The sequence below is a fragment of the Ruegeria sp. AE4 genome, assembly GCF_056542185.1.
Genome location: NZ_JBQFZK010000014.1, coordinates 1 through 15,994, shown reverse-complemented (window position 1 = coordinate 15,994; position 15,994 = coordinate 1). Strand labels below are relative to the sequence as shown.

At 57.7% G+C, this 15,994-nt stretch carries 15 protein-coding genes; 5 read left to right on the top strand and 10 right to left on the bottom strand.

Going from position 1 to position 15,994, the window contains the following annotated elements; all coding sequences use genetic code 11:
• The first annotated feature begins 58 nt into the window (after window positions 1-58).
• From ACR0EK_RS15505 to ACR0EK_RS15485, 5 genes are read left to right on the top strand one after another with little or no spacing between them, the layout of a single operon-like run.
• A complete protein-coding gene (locus tag ACR0EK_RS15505) occupies window positions 59-1,390 on the top strand; it encodes an NAD(P)/FAD-dependent oxidoreductase (RefSeq protein ID WP_480967925.1) in 1,332 nt (443 codons plus the stop codon).
• On the top strand, window positions 1,344-1,889 hold the full coding sequence (locus tag ACR0EK_RS15500) for a hypothetical protein (RefSeq protein WP_480967924.1): 546 nt from the start codon (window positions 1,344-1,346) through the stop codon (window positions 1,887-1,889). The genes ACR0EK_RS15505 and ACR0EK_RS15500 overlap by 47 nt, the downstream gene beginning before the upstream one ends.
• The gene (locus ACR0EK_RS15495; protein ID WP_480898758.1) at window positions 1,889-3,112 is read left to right on the top strand and encodes an MFS transporter; all 1,224 of its coding nucleotides are present in this window, start codon (window positions 1,889-1,891) and stop codon (window positions 3,110-3,112) included. The genes ACR0EK_RS15500 and ACR0EK_RS15495 overlap by 1 nt, the downstream gene beginning before the upstream one ends.
• Window positions 3,109-3,726, top strand: a complete 618-nt coding sequence (locus ACR0EK_RS15490; protein WP_480898756.1) for a DUF3833 domain-containing protein — start codon at window positions 3,109-3,111, stop codon at window positions 3,724-3,726. Before ACR0EK_RS15495 ends, ACR0EK_RS15490 begins: the two co-directional genes overlap by 4 nt.
• Complete coding sequence (locus tag ACR0EK_RS15485; RefSeq protein WP_480898754.1) at window positions 3,723-4,265, top strand: DUF3833 domain-containing protein; 543 nt, start codon at window positions 3,723-3,725, stop codon at window positions 4,263-4,265. Before ACR0EK_RS15490 ends, ACR0EK_RS15485 begins: the two co-directional genes overlap by 4 nt.
• Before the next feature lie 517 nt (window positions 4,266-4,782).
• Here ACR0EK_RS15485 and ACR0EK_RS15480 read toward each other — a convergent pair.
• The 10 genes from ACR0EK_RS15480 to ACR0EK_RS15435 all read right to left on the bottom strand — a co-directional run.
• On the bottom strand, window positions 4,783-5,235 hold the full coding sequence (locus ACR0EK_RS15480) for an SRPBCC family protein (RefSeq protein ID WP_480474467.1): 453 nt from the start codon (window positions 5,233-5,235) through the stop codon (window positions 4,783-4,785).
• A gap of 99 nt (window positions 5,236-5,334) precedes the next feature.
• Window positions 5,335-6,147 (bottom strand): XdhC family protein, encoded by an 813-nt coding sequence (locus ACR0EK_RS15475; RefSeq protein WP_480967923.1) that lies wholly within the window; start codon window positions 6,145-6,147, stop codon window positions 5,335-5,337.
• A gap of 13 nt (window positions 6,148-6,160) precedes the next feature.
• Window positions 6,161-7,351: a vWA domain-containing protein gene (locus ACR0EK_RS15470; protein ID WP_480773005.1), complete on the bottom strand. Its 1,191-nt coding sequence runs from the start codon at window positions 7,349-7,351 to the stop codon at window positions 6,161-6,163.
• Window positions 7,351-8,217 carry an AAA family ATPase gene (locus ACR0EK_RS15465; RefSeq protein WP_480487920.1) on the bottom strand — a complete coding sequence of 289 codons (867 nt, stop codon included), beginning with the start codon at window positions 8,215-8,217 and terminating at the stop codon, window positions 7,351-7,353. Before ACR0EK_RS15465 ends, ACR0EK_RS15470 begins: the two co-directional genes overlap by 1 nt.
• 104 nt (window positions 8,218-8,321) lie before the next feature.
• Complete coding sequence (locus tag ACR0EK_RS15460) at window positions 8,322-10,739, bottom strand: aerobic carbon-monoxide dehydrogenase large subunit (RefSeq protein ID WP_480914827.1); 2,418 nt, start codon at window positions 10,737-10,739, stop codon at window positions 8,322-8,324.
• The gene (locus ACR0EK_RS15455; RefSeq protein WP_480474462.1) at window positions 10,736-11,230 is read right to left on the bottom strand and encodes a (2Fe-2S)-binding protein; all 495 of its coding nucleotides are present in this window, start codon (window positions 11,228-11,230) and stop codon (window positions 10,736-10,738) included. The genes ACR0EK_RS15460 and ACR0EK_RS15455 overlap by 4 nt, the downstream gene beginning before the upstream one ends.
• A gap of 14 nt (window positions 11,231-11,244) precedes the next feature.
• Complete coding sequence (locus tag ACR0EK_RS15450) at window positions 11,245-12,078, bottom strand: FAD binding domain-containing protein (RefSeq protein WP_209505219.1); 834 nt, start codon at window positions 12,076-12,078, stop codon at window positions 11,245-11,247.
• A 139-nt stretch (window positions 12,079-12,217) separates the two neighbouring features.
• Window positions 12,218-13,306, bottom strand: coding sequence for an MHYT domain-containing protein (locus tag ACR0EK_RS15445; RefSeq protein ID WP_480914829.1), 1,089 nt, complete (start codon window positions 13,304-13,306; stop codon window positions 12,218-12,220).
• 85 nt (window positions 13,307-13,391) lie between these two features.
• Window positions 13,392-14,885 (bottom strand): heme biosynthesis HemY N-terminal domain-containing protein, encoded by a 1,494-nt coding sequence (locus tag ACR0EK_RS15440; RefSeq protein WP_480967922.1) that lies wholly within the window; start codon window positions 14,883-14,885, stop codon window positions 13,392-13,394.
• A 10-nt stretch (window positions 14,886-14,895) separates the two neighbouring features.
• The coding region (locus ACR0EK_RS15435) for a COG4223 family protein (RefSeq protein WP_480914833.1) at window positions 14,896-15,994 on the bottom strand (1,099 nt) is incomplete at its 5' end.

The window sequence follows — 15,994 nt, the reverse complement described above, 5'->3', positions numbered from 1 at the left end:
TGATCCAGCTGCACCTACCCCGCGTATTTCATTCTAAGAACCACTTAACGAGGCTGGAATGTTCGACGAAACCCAGGGTGTACGGAAGAAAATCGCAGTTGTTGGTGCAGGTATTTCAGGCCTTTCAGCCGCCTACTACCTTTCAGAAAACAATGACGTGACCCTCTATGAGGCGGAACCGCGGTTAGGTGGCCATGCCCGCACAGTCATGGCCGGGAAGAACGGCGATCAACCGGTGGATACTGGTTTCATCGTCTTCAACTACGCAACCTATCCTTTTCTGACCCGACTTTTTGATGAGCTCAATGTTCCCGTGATCGAAAGCGAAATGAGTTTTGGCGCGACAATCGACAATGGTCGTATCGAATATGGTTTGAACAATCTGCGCACCCTGACCGCGCAGAGGCGCAATCTTGCGCGCCCTGCCTATTACAAGATGATTGCCGACATTCTGCGCTTTGGCAAAAAGGCTCCGGAGGCTGCAAGAGATGACGACACCACGATTGGTGAGTTGGTGGATCAGCTTCGTCTGGGACACTGGTTCCGCCACAACTATCTGATGCCAATGTGTGGGGCGATCTGGTCAACTCCGGTTGAACTGGTGGATCAGTTCCCTGCACGCTCATTGGTGCAGTTCTTTCGAAATCACGCCCTTCTGGCCAGTGGCCGCGCAAATCAACACCAGTGGTACACAGTTAAAGGTGGCAGTATCGAATATGTCCGCCGGATCGATGCCGCCCTACGGGCACGAGGGGCGGCAATCCGTTTGACCAGTCCGGTTCAGAACATCTCCCGGAGTGATACAGGTGTCACGGTCCGCAGTCAGGGTGCGGTGGATCAGTTTGATGAGATCATCCTGGCTACCCACTCTGACCAGTCGCTTGCCATTTTGGGCGGGAATGCCACCCCGGCGGAAACCGCTGCACTGGGCGCAATTCGGTACCAACCCAACACCGCCACCCTGCATTGTGATCCTGGTCAGATGCCAAAACGGCGTGCATGCTGGTCCAGCTGGACCTATCGATCACAGGCCGGAGACGTAGGCGTTACATATTGGATGAATCGACTACAGAACATACCGGACAACGACCCGCTTTTTGTGACGCTGAACGCCCCAACAGAGATTCCAGCGGATAAAATCTATGATCAGGTCGAATTTGCCCACCCGGTATTCGACAAAGCCGCCCTGAAAGCACAGGGGCATATTCGCGAGATACAAGGACAGAACCGAACCTGGTTCGCCGGTGCGTATAACCGGCACGGATTTCACGAAGACGGGATCGCCAGCGCGATGCATGTTGTTGAACGGATAAATGGCACCCCGCAAACGATCGGAGCTGAATATGCCATTCTTGGACAAGATCCGGCCATCTCTGTTGCCGCCGAATAGCGGGATGCGGCGCGCGACCCTTCTGAGCCTTTCCTTGCTGGCCCCCACTGGGTTGTTTGCCTCGCCTGTGACGGAAGAGTTGGATGGTGCACAGCTTCTTGGCACTGCAACCTTCCGCTATCTCGGGTTTCCGATCTACGACGCCAAGCTTTACACACCCAAAGGTGCGTCATTTAGTTGGAGTGAAGATTTCGGGCTTCAGCTGACATACCGTAAAAGCATCAAGAAGAATGCGCTGGTCAACTCGACGCTCGACGAGATGAAACGCGTCGGCCACCCTGCCCCGATTGGCGACCAACTGGATGTATGTTTTAAAGGTGTCACCAAGGGTGACAGCTATCTGGCGGTGTCCGACGGGCCAGACAAGGTCAGTTTCTGGCTGAACGGTCGAAAGACCTGCACAATGGCATATCCGGGCATCAAACGCAGTTTCATGTCGGTTTTCCTTGGCGAAAACACGCGGTCGGCGTCCTTCACCCAAATGCTTCAGGGAAATTGATGCTTTACCCTCGGGTCAGCTTGTATGCGCTGATGCTCGCTGCGGCGGGCATCCCGCTATACATTCATCTACCGCGTTTTGCGGCGGTGAATCTAGGCATTGGACTGGGGGTGATTGGCACCGTCTTGCTGATGATCCGATTGGTCGATCTGGTACAGGACCCACTGATCGGTTGGGCGATAGATAGATGGCCCGGTGGCCAGCTTGTCTTTGCGTCCATGGCAGCACTCGGCCTTGCCATTGGATTCCCGGTGCTGTTCAGCCTGCAACAGGGAACAGATGTGCTGACGCTGGTTGTTCTTCTGATGCTGTTGTTTTCGGCTTATAGCCTGGGGACTATCCTGCTCTACGGGCGAAGTGCGACGCTGGCGAAACGCGCTGACGCGAAGGAGTTGATGACACTCGCCGCTTATCGGGAAGGCGGACAACTGACAGGCGTTATCATCGCGGCAAGTGCCCCTGCCCTTTTTGTTGCTGTCGGAGCCCACGCGCAAGGCTATCCCGCGTTTGGTCTGTTTCTGGGTCTGCTATCGGTCGCAACCCTTTTGTTGACCGTTCCGATCTGGCGGCGGCCCGCAATCACCGGATCCGGTCTGTCTTTCTCAAGCCTGGGCCAGGCCGGAGGTTTGCGTCTTTTGGTGCTGGCTTTGATCAACAGCCTACCCGTGGCCATTACATCGACCCTGTTTTTATTTTTCGTAGAGGACCGATTGCAATTGCAGGGTAAAGCCGGGCCACTGTTGATCCTGTTTTTCCTCAGCGCGGGCGTAAGCGTGCCGCTTTGGGCAAAACTCAGTAACCAAATTGGCCCGAAACAGACACTGATGATTGCAATGCCGCTTTCCATCGCGGGATTTATCGGTGCCGCCACACTGAGCGCTGGGAACCTCACCGGTTTTGCGGTGATTTGCCTCGCCTCGGGTGCCGCTCTGGGCGCGGATATGGTCGTGCTGCCCGCCATGTTTTCGGTCACATTGACCCGAGCTGGTCTTAACGCGTCCACAGCGTTTGGTATCTGGTCCTTTGCTGGCAAGCTGGGCCTGGCCCTGGCAGCCTTTTTTACCCTGCCATTGCTGGACCGCAGTGGCTTCACCCCCGGTCAAACCAATTCCGCCCAAGCGCTTGATACACTCAATCTCGCCTACGCGGTGCTGCCCTGCATCCTGAAACTTGGGGCCTTTGGAATGGTCCTGACCCTGCCAACCGAGGTCACAAGCAAATGAATGCTTTCGCCATCATCCTGCTGGCTCTGCTGATTGCAATGTTTGTCCGCGCCCGACTGCTGAGCTTTCGTGCGCAGAGCCCGTCAGACTATGCCGGTACCGGGCCCACTTTTTCGCTGAAGAAGCATCTGAACGGTGAAATCCTGTCCGAAGGTCTGATCTATGGCCCCAATGGCAGGATGTCGAACAGCTTTGTGGCCCGCATGGTTGGTGAGTGGAATGGGAACACAGGCACACTTTCCGAGTTTTTCACGTACTCAAATGGCAAAAAGATGAACCGTAAGTGGTATCTGACGCTGGGCACCAGAAATACGTTTACGGCAACGGCAGAGGATATCGTTGGCGAAGGTCACGGCACGATATCCGGCGCAACGATCAAGCTGACCTACAGGATCATTCTGCCCAAGGACGCAGGAGGACACACGCTGGATGTTACAGACTGGATGTATTTGACAGAACATGGCGTCATTATGAATCGTTCCGAGATGCGTAAGTTTGGCATCAAGGTTGCTGAGCTCGTTGCAACAATGCGCCCGAACCTCAAATCACATCCGATCCACGTAAGTGGCGCAAATGAGTACAGCATCACTTCAGAAAGGCAGCTGGTGCAATGATCACAGGTCGCTCTCTGATTACATGTGTTGCCGTCGCAAGCCTTGCTCTTCTGGCTGCCTGCTCCGGCAAACCGAAGGTTCCGACAACTTTTCTGTCTGAACGGCAACTGAACCTCGAGGAATTCTTCGACGGAAAGACCGTAGCTTACGGGCAGTTTCAGGATGTGTTGGGGAATGTTCCACGCAGGTTTGAAGTCGATATCGACGGCACATGGGACGGGAAAACCCTGACACTGGTCGAGGATTTTATCTACGACGACGGCGCAACTGAACAGCGCATCTGGACGTTGACAAAGACTGGTGATGACACGTGGGCTGGTACTGCACCCGGTGTGCTGGGAACCGCCAGCGGGACCGAAAGGGGCGACACCTTCAACTGGAAATACAAAATTGACCTGCCTGTCAAAGATGGCACGATGCGCGTCAGTTTTGACGACTGGATGTGGTTGCTGACCAAGGACCGTCTGCTAAACCGCGCTTACGTCTCACGCTTTGGCATACGCCTCGGCGAAGTTATCCTGATCTTTGAAAAAGGATAGATCCCGCTGTTCCCAACCAGACGTTGCCCATCAATAAAATATGAACTCGTCCACCGGCACCTGTACCAGTCGCCTTGCTGCGCCAGCCATGTTTGCACTTGGCCCATCCGGCGTTGCAGCATCCTGGCGGGCTCCGACTTCAGTTTTCAAACGGGCACGCTCAATCTCGCCCCACAAGAAAAAAAGACCGTCCCGTTTGCCGACAAGACCGGCAGGTATCGTGGTCCGCAAAACACGAGTTTTTGCCTGTGACATCTGCTCTCTTACTGCCTCCGGTGTTTTCCACCTTTTGCAGAAAACCTACCGGTTATTTCGGGAAAAGCCAATTTTTTATGGGCAGAACCCGATTTTCAACCCCCCGTTGACAGGGGTGTTCGCAGCTCTCGCTGAAGGGTGTTGTCCTGACTGGGTATTTGCAGGCACCGCCGATTGCCACACATTCTGTTTAGGGCGGGTTTCCCCGGCGTGTCGACAGTGGTTCCTTCTTTGACAACCTCTCGGCTATGGATGCCCCGGATCATGCCGCCGACTGCTCTGACACAATCTCTCCGAACCGCGTAAAGAACTTTGCCGACAACTTCTTGGCGGTTCCTGCAATCAACCGACTGCCGAGTTGCGCGATCTTGCCGCCAACATCAACTTTCGCCGTGTATTTCAGTACGGTTTCGTCCCCTTCTTCGGTCAACGACACGTCTGCGCCGCCCTTGGCAAATCCAGCCGCCCCGCCCTTGCCTTCACCCATCAGAGAGAACCCATTTGGTGCATTGGCTGTGTCCAACGTGACTTCACCTGCAAAGCGCGCTTTGACCGGGCCTATTTTCAGAACAACTTTCGCCTCAAGCTCGGTTGGTGATTTCTGCGTCAGTTCCTCACATCCCGGGATGCATTCCATCAAAATGTCGGGATCGTTAAGCGCACGGTAAACGACGTCCCGTGGCGCTGCGATACGGATTTCATCAGTCAGTTCCATTCAGGTCTTTCCTTTGTTCAACAACATCTTGGAAATAGGCACGTTGCAGCCGTTTCTATCCTTTGAGCCAGCCACGCAGGCCACATGTGGCAAAGGTGTTCAAGCAAGCTTTTCATCATGCGACCCCTTTGCCGCCTTTTCACCGTTCCGCCACATCACGATTTCGGCCAAAATCGACAGGGCGATTTCATGCGGATCTATGGCATGTATGTCCAAGCCCGCCGGAGATTTCAGGCGCGCGACCTTCAAAGGGTCCAATCCCTGGGCGATAAGCTTTGCAGTCAGCGTAGCTGCCTTGCGGCGACTGGCCACCATCGACACGCGTGCCGCATCGGTTTCCAATGCAGCCTTCAAAGCGGATGCATCGCTGCGCCCCTGCGCAGCCACCACGACAAAGTCCCGCGGCTCCACACCCAGCGCATCGACATGTGCCAAGGCAAACCGCACATGGTTTCCAGCAATATCAAGCCCATCCTCGACAGCCGTGCGAAATCCGGCCAGCGATCCATGCGCTGCCAGAGCTTTGGCAATCAACCCCTCGCCGAAAATCACCAGCCGGGGCGCGTGTTGATAGGGTTCGACCAAAAGATCGACTGTACCACCGGACGGGCACCCACTTTTGAACGTTTGAACACCATCGGGATCCGTCATGTTCACCACCTTTTCCGAAGGTTTGACACGGATAATCTGCGGTGCCCCGGACGCCCAAGCTTGTTGCGCCGCGGCCCGGACTGCGCGCTGCACACAAGCCCCGCCTAGATGCCCCAGGATTTCACCCGCCTGGGTAATCGCCGCCTTCCCCCCAGCTTTGGCCGAGGTCGCATCCGCCGTGCGCAAAACCGTCGCCACACAAAAGGCCTCTCCGGTTCCGCGCAGCTGATCGATGGTGTCAAAAATGTCGAAATTCGCCAAGGTCAGACTCCTTTCACAGCTTTTGGAACTGCGGCTCAAGCGCTGCCAATGCATCCAGTGTATTGGCCGGCAAATGCGCATCCAGATAGGGTTCAGCCGCCTGCATCGCTGCCGCAATAGGTTGATAGTCCTTCCAGCCCTTCAAGGGGTTCAGCCAGACGATCCGGCGTGCCTTGCGCCTGATACGCGCCAGCATATCCCCCAGAGCCTGCGGATCAGAACTGCAATATCCGTCCGACAGGATCAGGACGACAGTACGCCCGTTCAGTGCCCGCGCGCCGTATCCCGACAGAAATCGCTCCAGACTGCCGGAAATATCGGTACCGCCGCCGAAGCCTTCGGCCATCAGCGACAATCGCCCCGCAGCCCGGAGGGTGTCATGGTCGCGCAACGCATCTGTTACCCGCATCAATCGCGTGTGAAACAAATACGCATCTGCCTCGATCCCGCTGCCGGTCAACCCTTTCAGAAAAGCCAGAAACACGCGTGAGTACGCGGTCATCGAACCACTAACGTCGCACAATGCCACAATCCGCATCGGGCGCGGTGGCCGCGCTCGGCGATACAGGTCCAGCGGCTCACCGCCACGCGCCAGACTGGCGCGCTGTATTCGGCGCATATCCAGAACAGCCCCGCGCAACGCCCGTTTCCGGCGGCGCGATCGCCTGTCCCGAAATGCCCGCGCCAAGGTCAGCGCGGCTGTTTCAGCCTGTTTTAGGGCCTCTTCGTCCATCAACTCTCGCAAGTCCCGGCGTGACAGGTTGGCCGTTCGCGTGGCGATCAACTTGCCGTCCACCCCTTCGGCTTCCCCTTCACCGCAGTCAGGCAGAGTGGCCTCTTGCTCCGACCCGGATCGTGGTTCGTCCTCACCCTGAGTTCTGGTCTGCCAGATCATTGGCTTGGCGGACTGCACCCGCACATGCTTGTTTTTCGCTTTTCCCGAACGCTGTGCGCCAGCGTTGAACCAATAGGCGTCGAACAGTTCATCAAATCGGCGCCAATCTTCCGCATCTCCGGTCAATACCGCGCACATGGCTTGCCGGGCCTGTTTGGCATCCGTTGCATCCACTTCGGACAAGGCGGCAAGCACGTCCCCCGCATCCGACGCCCCCAATTGCATACCGTTCATTCGCAAATGCGCTATGAAACCCGACATACGGTCGGCAAGACCCGAGGCCCGAGAGGGAAAGCGCGTAACCTGCATCACGCGACCTTTCCAATCAGGCGATCCATCACCTCGGGCGGTGCCGCATTGTAATCTGCGGCAGTTTTCAGCAAACACACCAGCGTCGCCTGGACGTCTTCGCGGGATTTGGCCAGATCATTGACACCCAACCCGGACAGGGCTGCTGCCCAATCCAGCATTTCGGCGATGCCCGGTTTCTTCTCAAGATCTTCCTGACGCAGCGCCTGTACAACACCGATGATCTGACGCGCCAGAATCCCCTCGATTTCAGGCAGTCGCGCCCGCAGGATTGCCAGTTCGGTCTCCCTCGAAGGATAGTCAAGAAAGCTGTACAAACACCTTCTGCGCAGCGCATCCGACAAATCCCGCGTCCCGTTGGCCGTCAGAATGACGACAGGCCGCACATGTGCCTGCACCGTTCCCAACTCGGGTATGGTGATCTGAAAGTCTGACAGGATTTCCAGAAGATAGGCTTCGAACTCCTCATCCGCCCGATCAATCTCATCAATCAACAGAACCGGAGGTTTCGTTTCCGAGATAGCCTCTAACAAAGGCCTTTTCAGCAAATATTCATCCGAAAACAGCTGCGCCTCCGCGACGCCGCCTTGCGCTTCGCTCGCCCGGATCGCCAATAGCTGTCGCTGATAGTTCCATTCATAGATGGCATGACTGGCATCCAGACCTTCGTAGCATTGCAGACGTATCAATCGCGTATCGCGCCAGGCTGCCACCGCTTTCGCAACTTCGGTTTTCCCCACACCCGCCGGCCCCTCCAGCAACAACGGGCGCCCAAGTTTCTGCGCCAGATGCAGCGCCATGACCAACCGATCATCGGCAACATAGCCCTGCTCGGCCAACCCGTTCTGCACGTCGTTCAAGGTCAAATCCAGGATCCTATCTTCATCTGGCCCCAAATATCCCGGGGGAGGTTCGGAGGGGGCAGAGCCCCCTCCGTCGGTCGGACCGGCAACAGCCGGTCCGATCCCAATCACCCATGCATCCCCAGACCATTGGCAATCTTCCAAATCCGCCAGTGATCGTGCGGCATATGGCTCTGCACCAACCCAAAAGGCCGGAACGCGTCATGCACTGCGTTCGAGAACGCAGGCACACCGCCGACATTCGGGCTTTCCCCCACACCCTTTGCGCCAATCGGATGGTGCGGGGATGGGGTCACCGTATGGTCAGTGGTATAGTTCGGCGTCTCCCACGCGGTTGGCAGGAAAAAGTCCATCAGCGTACCGGTTTTCACATTGCCCATGTCATCATAGGCAATCTCCTGACCCATCGCGATGGCCAGTGCCTCGGTCACACCCCCATGGACCTGCCCCTCGATGATCATCGGGTTGATCCGAGTACCGCAGTCATCCAGCGCATAGAACTGCCGGACTTCCCATTCACCAGTATCCACGTCAATCTCCATGACACAGATATAGGCTCCGAACGGATAAGTCATATTGGGCGGGTCATAGTAACTGACGGCCTCCAGACCCGGCTCCAGCCCAGGAATGGCCTGATTATAGGCGGCGAATGCGATTTCCTTCATGGTCTTGAACCGCTCCGGCGCGCCTTTGACAGCAAAGCGATCCACGTCCCATTCGACGTCATTGTCGTGTACCTCCAGCAGATAGGCCGCGATCATCTGGGCTTTTGCCCGAATTTTGCGGGCCGCCATTGCCGTGGCCGCGCCAGCGACCGGAGTGGACCGGGATCCATAGGTCCCAAGCCCGTAAGGCGCGGTATCCGTGTCACCCTCTTCCAGCGTGATGTCATCGGCGGGCAGGCCGATTTCACTGGCGATGATCTGGGCAAAGGTTGTGGCGTGGCCCTGCCCTTGACTGATCGTCCCCAGCCGCGCAATCGCTGATCCGGTCGGATGAATGCGAATCTCGCAGCTGTCGAACATCCCCAGCCCGAGGATATCGCAGTTCTTCACCGGTCCGGCTCCGACGATTTCCGTGAAATGCGTCAGGCCGATGCCCAGCAGCTTGCGCGTTTTTCCTTCCTTGAAATCCGCGATCCGCTGCGCCTGTTCCGCCCGCAGACCCTCATAGTTCACAGCCTTCAGCGCTTTGTCCCAAGCGGTGTGATAATCGCCCGAGTCATATTCCCAGCCCAGCGCGGATTGATAGGGAAACTGATCTGCCTTGATGAAGTTGATCCGACGCAACTCGGCCGCATCCATGTTCAGCTTGATGGCCAGAACCTCGATCATGCGTTCGATGAAATAGGCGGCTTCGGTCACGCGGAAGGAACAGCGATAGGCCACACCGCCCGGCGCCTTGTTGGTATAGACACCATCTACCGCCAGATAGGCAGTCGGGATGTCATAAGACCCGGTGCAGATATTCATGAACCCGGCAGGGAATTTGGTCGGGTCGGCACAAGCGTCGAAACCGCCATGATCCGCAGTGGTGTGACACCACAATCCAGTGATCTTGCCTTCCTTGGTGGCAGCAATCTTCCCCTGCATCCAGTAGTCGCGGGCAAAGGCAGTGGACATCAGGTTTTCCATCCGGTCCTCGACCCATTTCACCGGCTTGCCGGTAACGATCGAGGCCACCACCGAACACACATAGCCTGCGTAGGCCCCCACCTTGTTGCCAAACCCACCACCGATATCGGGGCTGATCACGCGGATATTATGCTCGGCCAGCCCCGAAATCAGCGACACTACTGTCCGGATTGCATGAGGGGCCTGGAACGTCCCGTAAAGCGTCAGCTTGCCAGTCACCTTGTCCATCGACGCCACGCAACCGCAGGTCTCAAGCGGGCACGGGTGGGTGCGGTGGTAATAGATCATCTCTTCGGCGACCACGTCAGCCTCGGCCAGCACGGCTTCGGTCGCGTCCTTGTCGCCCTGTTCCCACGTAAAGATGTGGTTGTGATGTTTACGCGGTCCATGTGCGCCTTCGGTCTGACCTTCCAGGTCTTCGCGGAGCACCACGTCCGACTTCAACGATTCGAACGGGTCCGTGATGACTGGAAGCTCTTCGTATTCGACCTCGACCAGTTCAACGGCATCTGCCGCGACATAGCGGTCTTCGGCCACGACATAGGCAACTTCCTGGCCCTGAAACAACACCTTGCCATCGGCCAGCACCATCTGCTTGTCACCGGCCAGTGTCGGCATCCAGTGCAATCCCAAAGGCGACAGGTCTTCGGCGGTCAAAACGGCGATCACGCCGGGCAGTGCCAAGGCCGCCTCTTTGTTCACGCTGACGACGCGGGCATGGGCATAGGGGGAGCGCACAAAATCGCCAAACAGCATCCCGTCCAGCTTGATGTCATCAACGTAATTACCCTTGCCTTGAGTGAAACGCACGTCCTCGACGCGCTTTCGGGTGCAGCCCATACCTTTAAGGTTGGCAGCGCGTTCTTCGGGGGTCAGGGTCTGGTCGGTCATTCCGCGGCCTCCTTCTGTGCATTGAGCAAATCAGCCGAGGCCGAGATCGCTTTGACGATATTCTGGTATCCCGTGCAGCGGCACAGGTTTCCGGCCATGCCGAAACGGATTTCCTCCTCGGTCGGGTTCGGGTTTTCCTGCAGCAGACGATGCGCCCGGGTGATCATGCCCGGCGTGCAGAACCCACATTGCAGCCCGTGATGTTCGCGGAACATTTCCTGCAACACTCCAAGGCTGCCATCATCATTGGTCAGCCCCTCAACGGTTGTGATCTCAGCACCGTTTACCTGCGCTACAAAGGCGGTGCAGGATTTGACCGACTTGCCGTCGATATCCACCGTGCAGGCACCGCAATGGCTGGTTTCACACCCGATATGCGGGCCGGTGATTTTCAGATCTTCCCGCAGGAAGTGGATCAGCAGCGTGCGCGGCTCGGCCAGACCTTCAACCTGCTTGCCGTTTACGGTCAGTTTGACATGCATTTTCGACATTGGTTCCCTCCCCCTCAGCCCGCGCGGCTTTGCGCACGGTCGATGGCGCGGCGCAGCACCACGGCTGCCACGTGTTTCTTGAATTCGACGGGGCCGCGATTATCAGCGACCGGATCGATTGCGTCTAGCATTGCGGCAACGCACCCTTCGACATCACCCCCGGCCAGCGCGGTGCTGGCCTCATCCGACCAGATGGGCGTGTCGGCCAGATTGGTCATCGCAACCGAGGCCTGACCGTTGCCAACCATCACAGCCGCCGCGGCGGTCGCATAATCCCCTATCTTGCGCTTCTGCTTTTGATAGGCCTGCCCCACGCCTGCACCCGGTACAGGGATCGAAATCCGGATCAGGATTTCTTCGTCTTCGCGGGCAGTGAAATACGCGGCCTCATAAAAATCACGCGCGGCAACTGTCCGGTTCCCGTCCGGGCCGGACAATTCGAACGAGGCGTTCAAGCATTGCATCAGACCCGGCATGTCATTGCCCGGGTCACCATTGGCTACATTGCCACCGACAGTGCCCATGTACCGCACTTGCGGATCCGCAATCTGAAGTGCCGCCTCGCGGATCAGCGGAATGGCTTCGGCCAGACCGCTGTGGGTGATCAGTTCGTGCTGCGTGACCATCGCGCCCAAAGTAACGGTGTCAGGCCCGACCTCTATCCCCTTTAGTTCTTCAATGGCCTGAAGATCGACCAGATGACCCATCTCGGCCATCCGAAGCTTCATCATCGGGATCAGGCTGTGCCCACCCGCGATCACGCGCGCCTCGTCGCCATATTCCTGTAGAATGCCGATGGCCGAGGCAATGTCGCCTGGCCGGTGATACTCAAAGCCGGCTGGTATCATGTTTTTCCTCCCTGGGTCCGGGCGATATGCCTTGGGGGACCTGAGGTAAGGAAAGAACGGTGGATTCAACTGATCCAGTTAAGGAAAACGGAGCGCGAGGCTTGTTTCACGAAATGCGAAAGAACTGCACGAGTTGCGCCTACACCCCCAGTGCTTCGCGAATATCTGTCAGGCGGGACCGGCTGACCGGTACCTTGCTCAACGCGTCAACACCATCGAAATAACAGGTGCCGTTGTCCTTGTGACGTTCAAAGCGCGAGACGTGTTTCGGGTTCACCAGATAACTGCGATGCGCCCGCAGGAACCCTTCGGGCAAAAGCCGCGTTTCCGCATCGGTGATCGACCAGGGGCAGAACAGTTTCTCTGCATCCATATAGAGAACCGTGTAATGCCCTTCGGCCCGAATTGCGGCGATCCGGGCGGGATGAGCAAATAAGGTCTGGCCTTCGCGCTCATACGGAACACCAGCGCGCATTGGGGCGGGTTCCAACACAGGTCCCGAGGCAAGTGCAGTCACGGGCTTTGGCTCTATGAACGTGATACCGGTCAACAGGAAAGCACCACAGATCAGAAAGACGGATACCGTCACCCCCATTGCCAAAACCTGATTATCCAGCGCAGGACCCGCACCACCGAGGCTGTCGCTCGCGACGAAATCCGTAAGGCCCGTGGCAACAAAATGCATGGTGAACACCGCCAGCCCGAAACAAACCGTGCCGAGCAGGATGTTTCGTTGAGTCCGGTTGCCATAAGCCACCCAAATTGCAGACACCGACAAGATTACCGATGCCAGCGCTGACAGAGCAACGTCGAAAACATCATAGACGGGGCGGCAAAGCTGCATACCAGCCATCCCGACATAGTGCATCGCGACGATGCCCAGTCCGACAACCACACCAGATCCGATCATCGTCTGAACCGAACGCGGTCGGAAATGCAGCAGCAGCAACGCCAGCCCTACCATCAGGATCGCGACCAGTGCCGACATCAGGGTGATCAGGGCATCATAGTAGAACAGGATTGGCAGTTGCAGCCCCAGCATCGCCACGAAATGCATCGACCAGATGCCGCCGCCCAGAATGACAGCGGCCAATGCCACCACGAACTTGCGTCGCTGGCTATCCAGCCTGGACGCGCCATGCGTCAGGTACAGACCCGTGAACCCGGCCATGAGCGCCACGGCAAGCGAAGCCACCACCAACCAAGTGTTGTGAGAGTAGTCCAGCATTTGGATTTGAACGCCCTCCCCGACGCGAGGATGACGTTAGCAAACCGAATTGATTGCGACAATTCACAGTTAGCAACAGCAGGGCTCAGACCTGTTTCTGAGCCTCTGCATCGTCCGCGACCTCTACGGCATCCACTGTGACTTCAACCACATCGTCGTCTTCCGCAGGCTCGACTGTTTCGGGTTCTTCAGTCTGGTTTTCAAGTGCACCGACGATCAGGGGCAACATGTGAACCCCAGTTGCTGTTGAAATCTCGGGTGTCTGTGGCGTCTGCCAGCTGAGCGTATCGAAGCTGTGGCAGTTCTGACAGACAGGTCCCCATTCGGGTTGAATGTCATGACAGTTGTCGCACACCCATTGCGGGCCGCGCGGCGCGTTCAGTGCCTTGGCAAGCCAACCTTGGACAACAGCGTCCGTGGCACCCTCGCCGCGCTCAACGGCAGCCATCAATGTATAGGCCCGCGCATCACCTCGTATTTCGACAACATCACCCAAGGCACGGCGGGCTTCGGGAAAGTCTTCGGCCACAATGTTCAGCTCGGCCAGGATCAAACGAGTTTCCATGTTTTCAGGATGAACGCGGGTCAGTGCCGTGAAACGCCTGACCCTTTGTTCCGGGGTTTCATCCGGCTCGATCTCGGCAAAGGCATGGGCCAGATCCGGATGCGGACGAACCTCCCACGCTTTTTTCAGGATCTTGGTCGCTGCCCGGGACTTCCCCTTGGCGATATACGCGCGGGCCGCCATTGCGGCGGCAGGCACCAGATCGGGCGACAGGCGATTGGCTTCGATCGCGCGCTCCTGTTGCTCGACAGTTGCGCCCTCATCCAGGATTCCTTTGGCTTCGGACAGTGCCAGAACCGCATCGCGGCGTTTGAATACGTCGCGCGGCAGATACCCTGCTTTCAATTTGGACGTCAGCGTCGACCGGGCACCGGCCCAATCCTGCGCCTTGGTCTGCAAATTCAGCAGAACATCCTGTGTTTCTTCGTGGCGCGGTTTGATGGCCAGTGCCTTTTCGGCCAGCTTGCGGGCGGTTTCATCATCTCCTTCGGCAAGCTTCTGTTTCATGATACCACGCACCCCGACAAACCGGGTCGCACTGTTTGTCACCAGTTTCTTGTAGGTGTCCGAAGCTTTCTTGGTGTCACCCGTCATCTCGGCAGCCTGCGCCACCAGTAGATCCGTCAGTTCCGGCTTGTTCAACAGCTTTTCGGCTTTACTGGCCTTGGTCATGGCAATGCGCCCCTCGCCCGAGGCCAACGCCATCAACCCATCGGCCAGCGCCTGATAGCCGCGCTGTTCCCGGCTGCGGTCGAAATAACGCGACAGGGCGGTTTCGTCGCCGTTGAGGAATTTGAGCGTCGCAACCAAAAGGCTGAGCAGTTTGAAGAACAGCCAGACCGCAAATACCAGAACACCCAGCGCAATCACCGACTGAAGCGGCCCAAGGGTGAATTCCGTGCCCGCGACCGTGATCTGCACCCCACCACTGGTTTGCATCAGGAAGTGACCGCCCAGCGCCAGCAGGCCGATAATCGCAACAAAAACGAGGATCTTAAACAATGACCACAGCATGGCAGGTCCTTCAGTTCGAGTTCAGGCTGGAAGCCAGCGTATTCACGGCGTCAACGGCGGCGGCTCGTATCCCGGCCGCCTGCTCCCAATCGGCCATCGCAGCCCGCGCCACTTCGGGAAGTGATTTCAGTTCATTCAACGCTTTGGTCAGGTCGCCATCTGCCAGCGCAGCCTGCGCGCGCGACAGAACAGCGTCTGGACCATCACCTTCCTGAGGCGTGACGGAACGGGCGCCCGTTTGGCGTTGCAGGAAGGCGACCAAACCCGTTCCTTTTTCAGCCTCGCGCGCCTCGGCCAATGCATCTCGCGCCGCAGGCTCGAACGACGCCCGAAGCGCGGTCAGTGTTTCCACGCCTTTTTCCGACGGGCCGGACAGGGCGTCCGGCACATTCACGCCGCCTGCCTTCAATTCAGCAACCAGTTCCGAAAAAGGCTGGCCGGTATCCAGCTGCCCACGCAGGCGCGCCAGAGTGGCAGCATTCGTTGCGGCTTGTGCTTCTGCCGAGGCTTTCGCTTCAAGGGCCTGAGCGTCCGAAACCATTTTTTCGACTTCAGCCCGTTGCGCTGCCAGCGAATCCTGAAGTTTCTTCAGTTCCGCCTCAAACGCGGCGGTTGCCTCGGGCGAGGCAGTGGAGGCAATCGGGGCTTTTTCCAGCGCAGCGATCCGGTCCGTCAATGGCGCGACCTGACCGGACAGCGCATCGACCGAGGATTTTACCGTGCTCAGGTCGCCTTCAACCGGTGTCAGCTTGTCCGACAACGTTTTGACCTGATCTGCCAGTCCAGACACATCAGGGCTGTTTGCAAGCGCCTGTGACAGTTTGGCGATCTGGTCCGACTGCTCTGTCAGCTTTGCTTCCAGCTCTGCCAGCGCTCCCGAGTTGTCCGGGCTGGTTGGCAACAGCCCTCCGTTGCCCAGCGCGAAACCTGCAACGGCAGCCAGCGCGCCCCCCAACAGGGCCGGAACGAAACCGCCACGTTTTTCAACTACGCGTTCGACGGTCTTTTCAGTGACCGGGGCTTCGGCTTCGGCTTCGGCTTCGGCTTCGGCTTCGGCTTCGGCTTCGGCTTCGGCTTCGGCTTCGGCTTCGGCTTCGGCTTCGGCTTCG

Excerpts from the sequence above, each read along its gene's own strand:
- ACR0EK_RS15505 (WP_480967925.1), top strand. The coding sequence starts at position 59 with ATGTTCGACGAAACCCAGGGTGTACGGAAGAAAATCGCAGTTGTTGGT.
- ACR0EK_RS15500 (WP_480967924.1), top strand. The coding sequence starts at position 1,344 with ATGCCATTCTTGGACAAGATCCGGCCATCTCTGTTGCCGCCGAATAGC.
- ACR0EK_RS15495 (WP_480898758.1), top strand. The coding sequence starts at position 1,889 with ATGCTTTACCCTCGGGTCAGCTTGTATGCGCTGATGCTCGCTGCGGCG.
- ACR0EK_RS15490 (WP_480898756.1), top strand. The coding sequence starts at position 3,109 with ATGAATGCTTTCGCCATCATCCTGCTGGCTCTGCTGATTGCAATGTTT.
- ACR0EK_RS15485 (WP_480898754.1), top strand. The coding sequence starts at position 3,723 with ATGATCACAGGTCGCTCTCTGATTACATGTGTTGCCGTCGCAAGCCTT.
- ACR0EK_RS15480 (WP_480474467.1), bottom strand. The coding sequence starts at position 5,235 with ATGGAACTGACTGATGAAATCCGTATCGCAGCGCCACGGGACGTCGTT.
- ACR0EK_RS15470 (WP_480773005.1), bottom strand. The coding sequence starts at position 7,351 with ATGCAGGTTACGCGCTTTCCCTCTCGGGCCTCGGGTCTTGCCGACCGT.
- ACR0EK_RS15460 (WP_480914827.1), bottom strand. The coding sequence starts at position 10,739 with ATGACCGACCAGACCCTGACCCCCGAAGAACGCGCTGCCAACCTTAAA.
- ACR0EK_RS15455 (WP_480474462.1), bottom strand. The coding sequence starts at position 11,230 with ATGTCGAAAATGCATGTCAAACTGACCGTAAACGGCAAGCAGGTTGAA.
- ACR0EK_RS15450 (WP_209505219.1), bottom strand. The coding sequence starts at position 12,078 with ATGATACCAGCCGGCTTTGAGTATCACCGGCCAGGCGACATTGCCTCG.
- ACR0EK_RS15445 (WP_480914829.1), bottom strand. The coding sequence starts at position 13,306 with ATGCTGGACTACTCTCACAACACTTGGTTGGTGGTGGCTTCGCTTGCC.
- ACR0EK_RS15440 (WP_480967922.1), bottom strand. The coding sequence starts at position 14,885 with ATGCTGTGGTCATTGTTTAAGATCCTCGTTTTTGTTGCGATTATCGGC.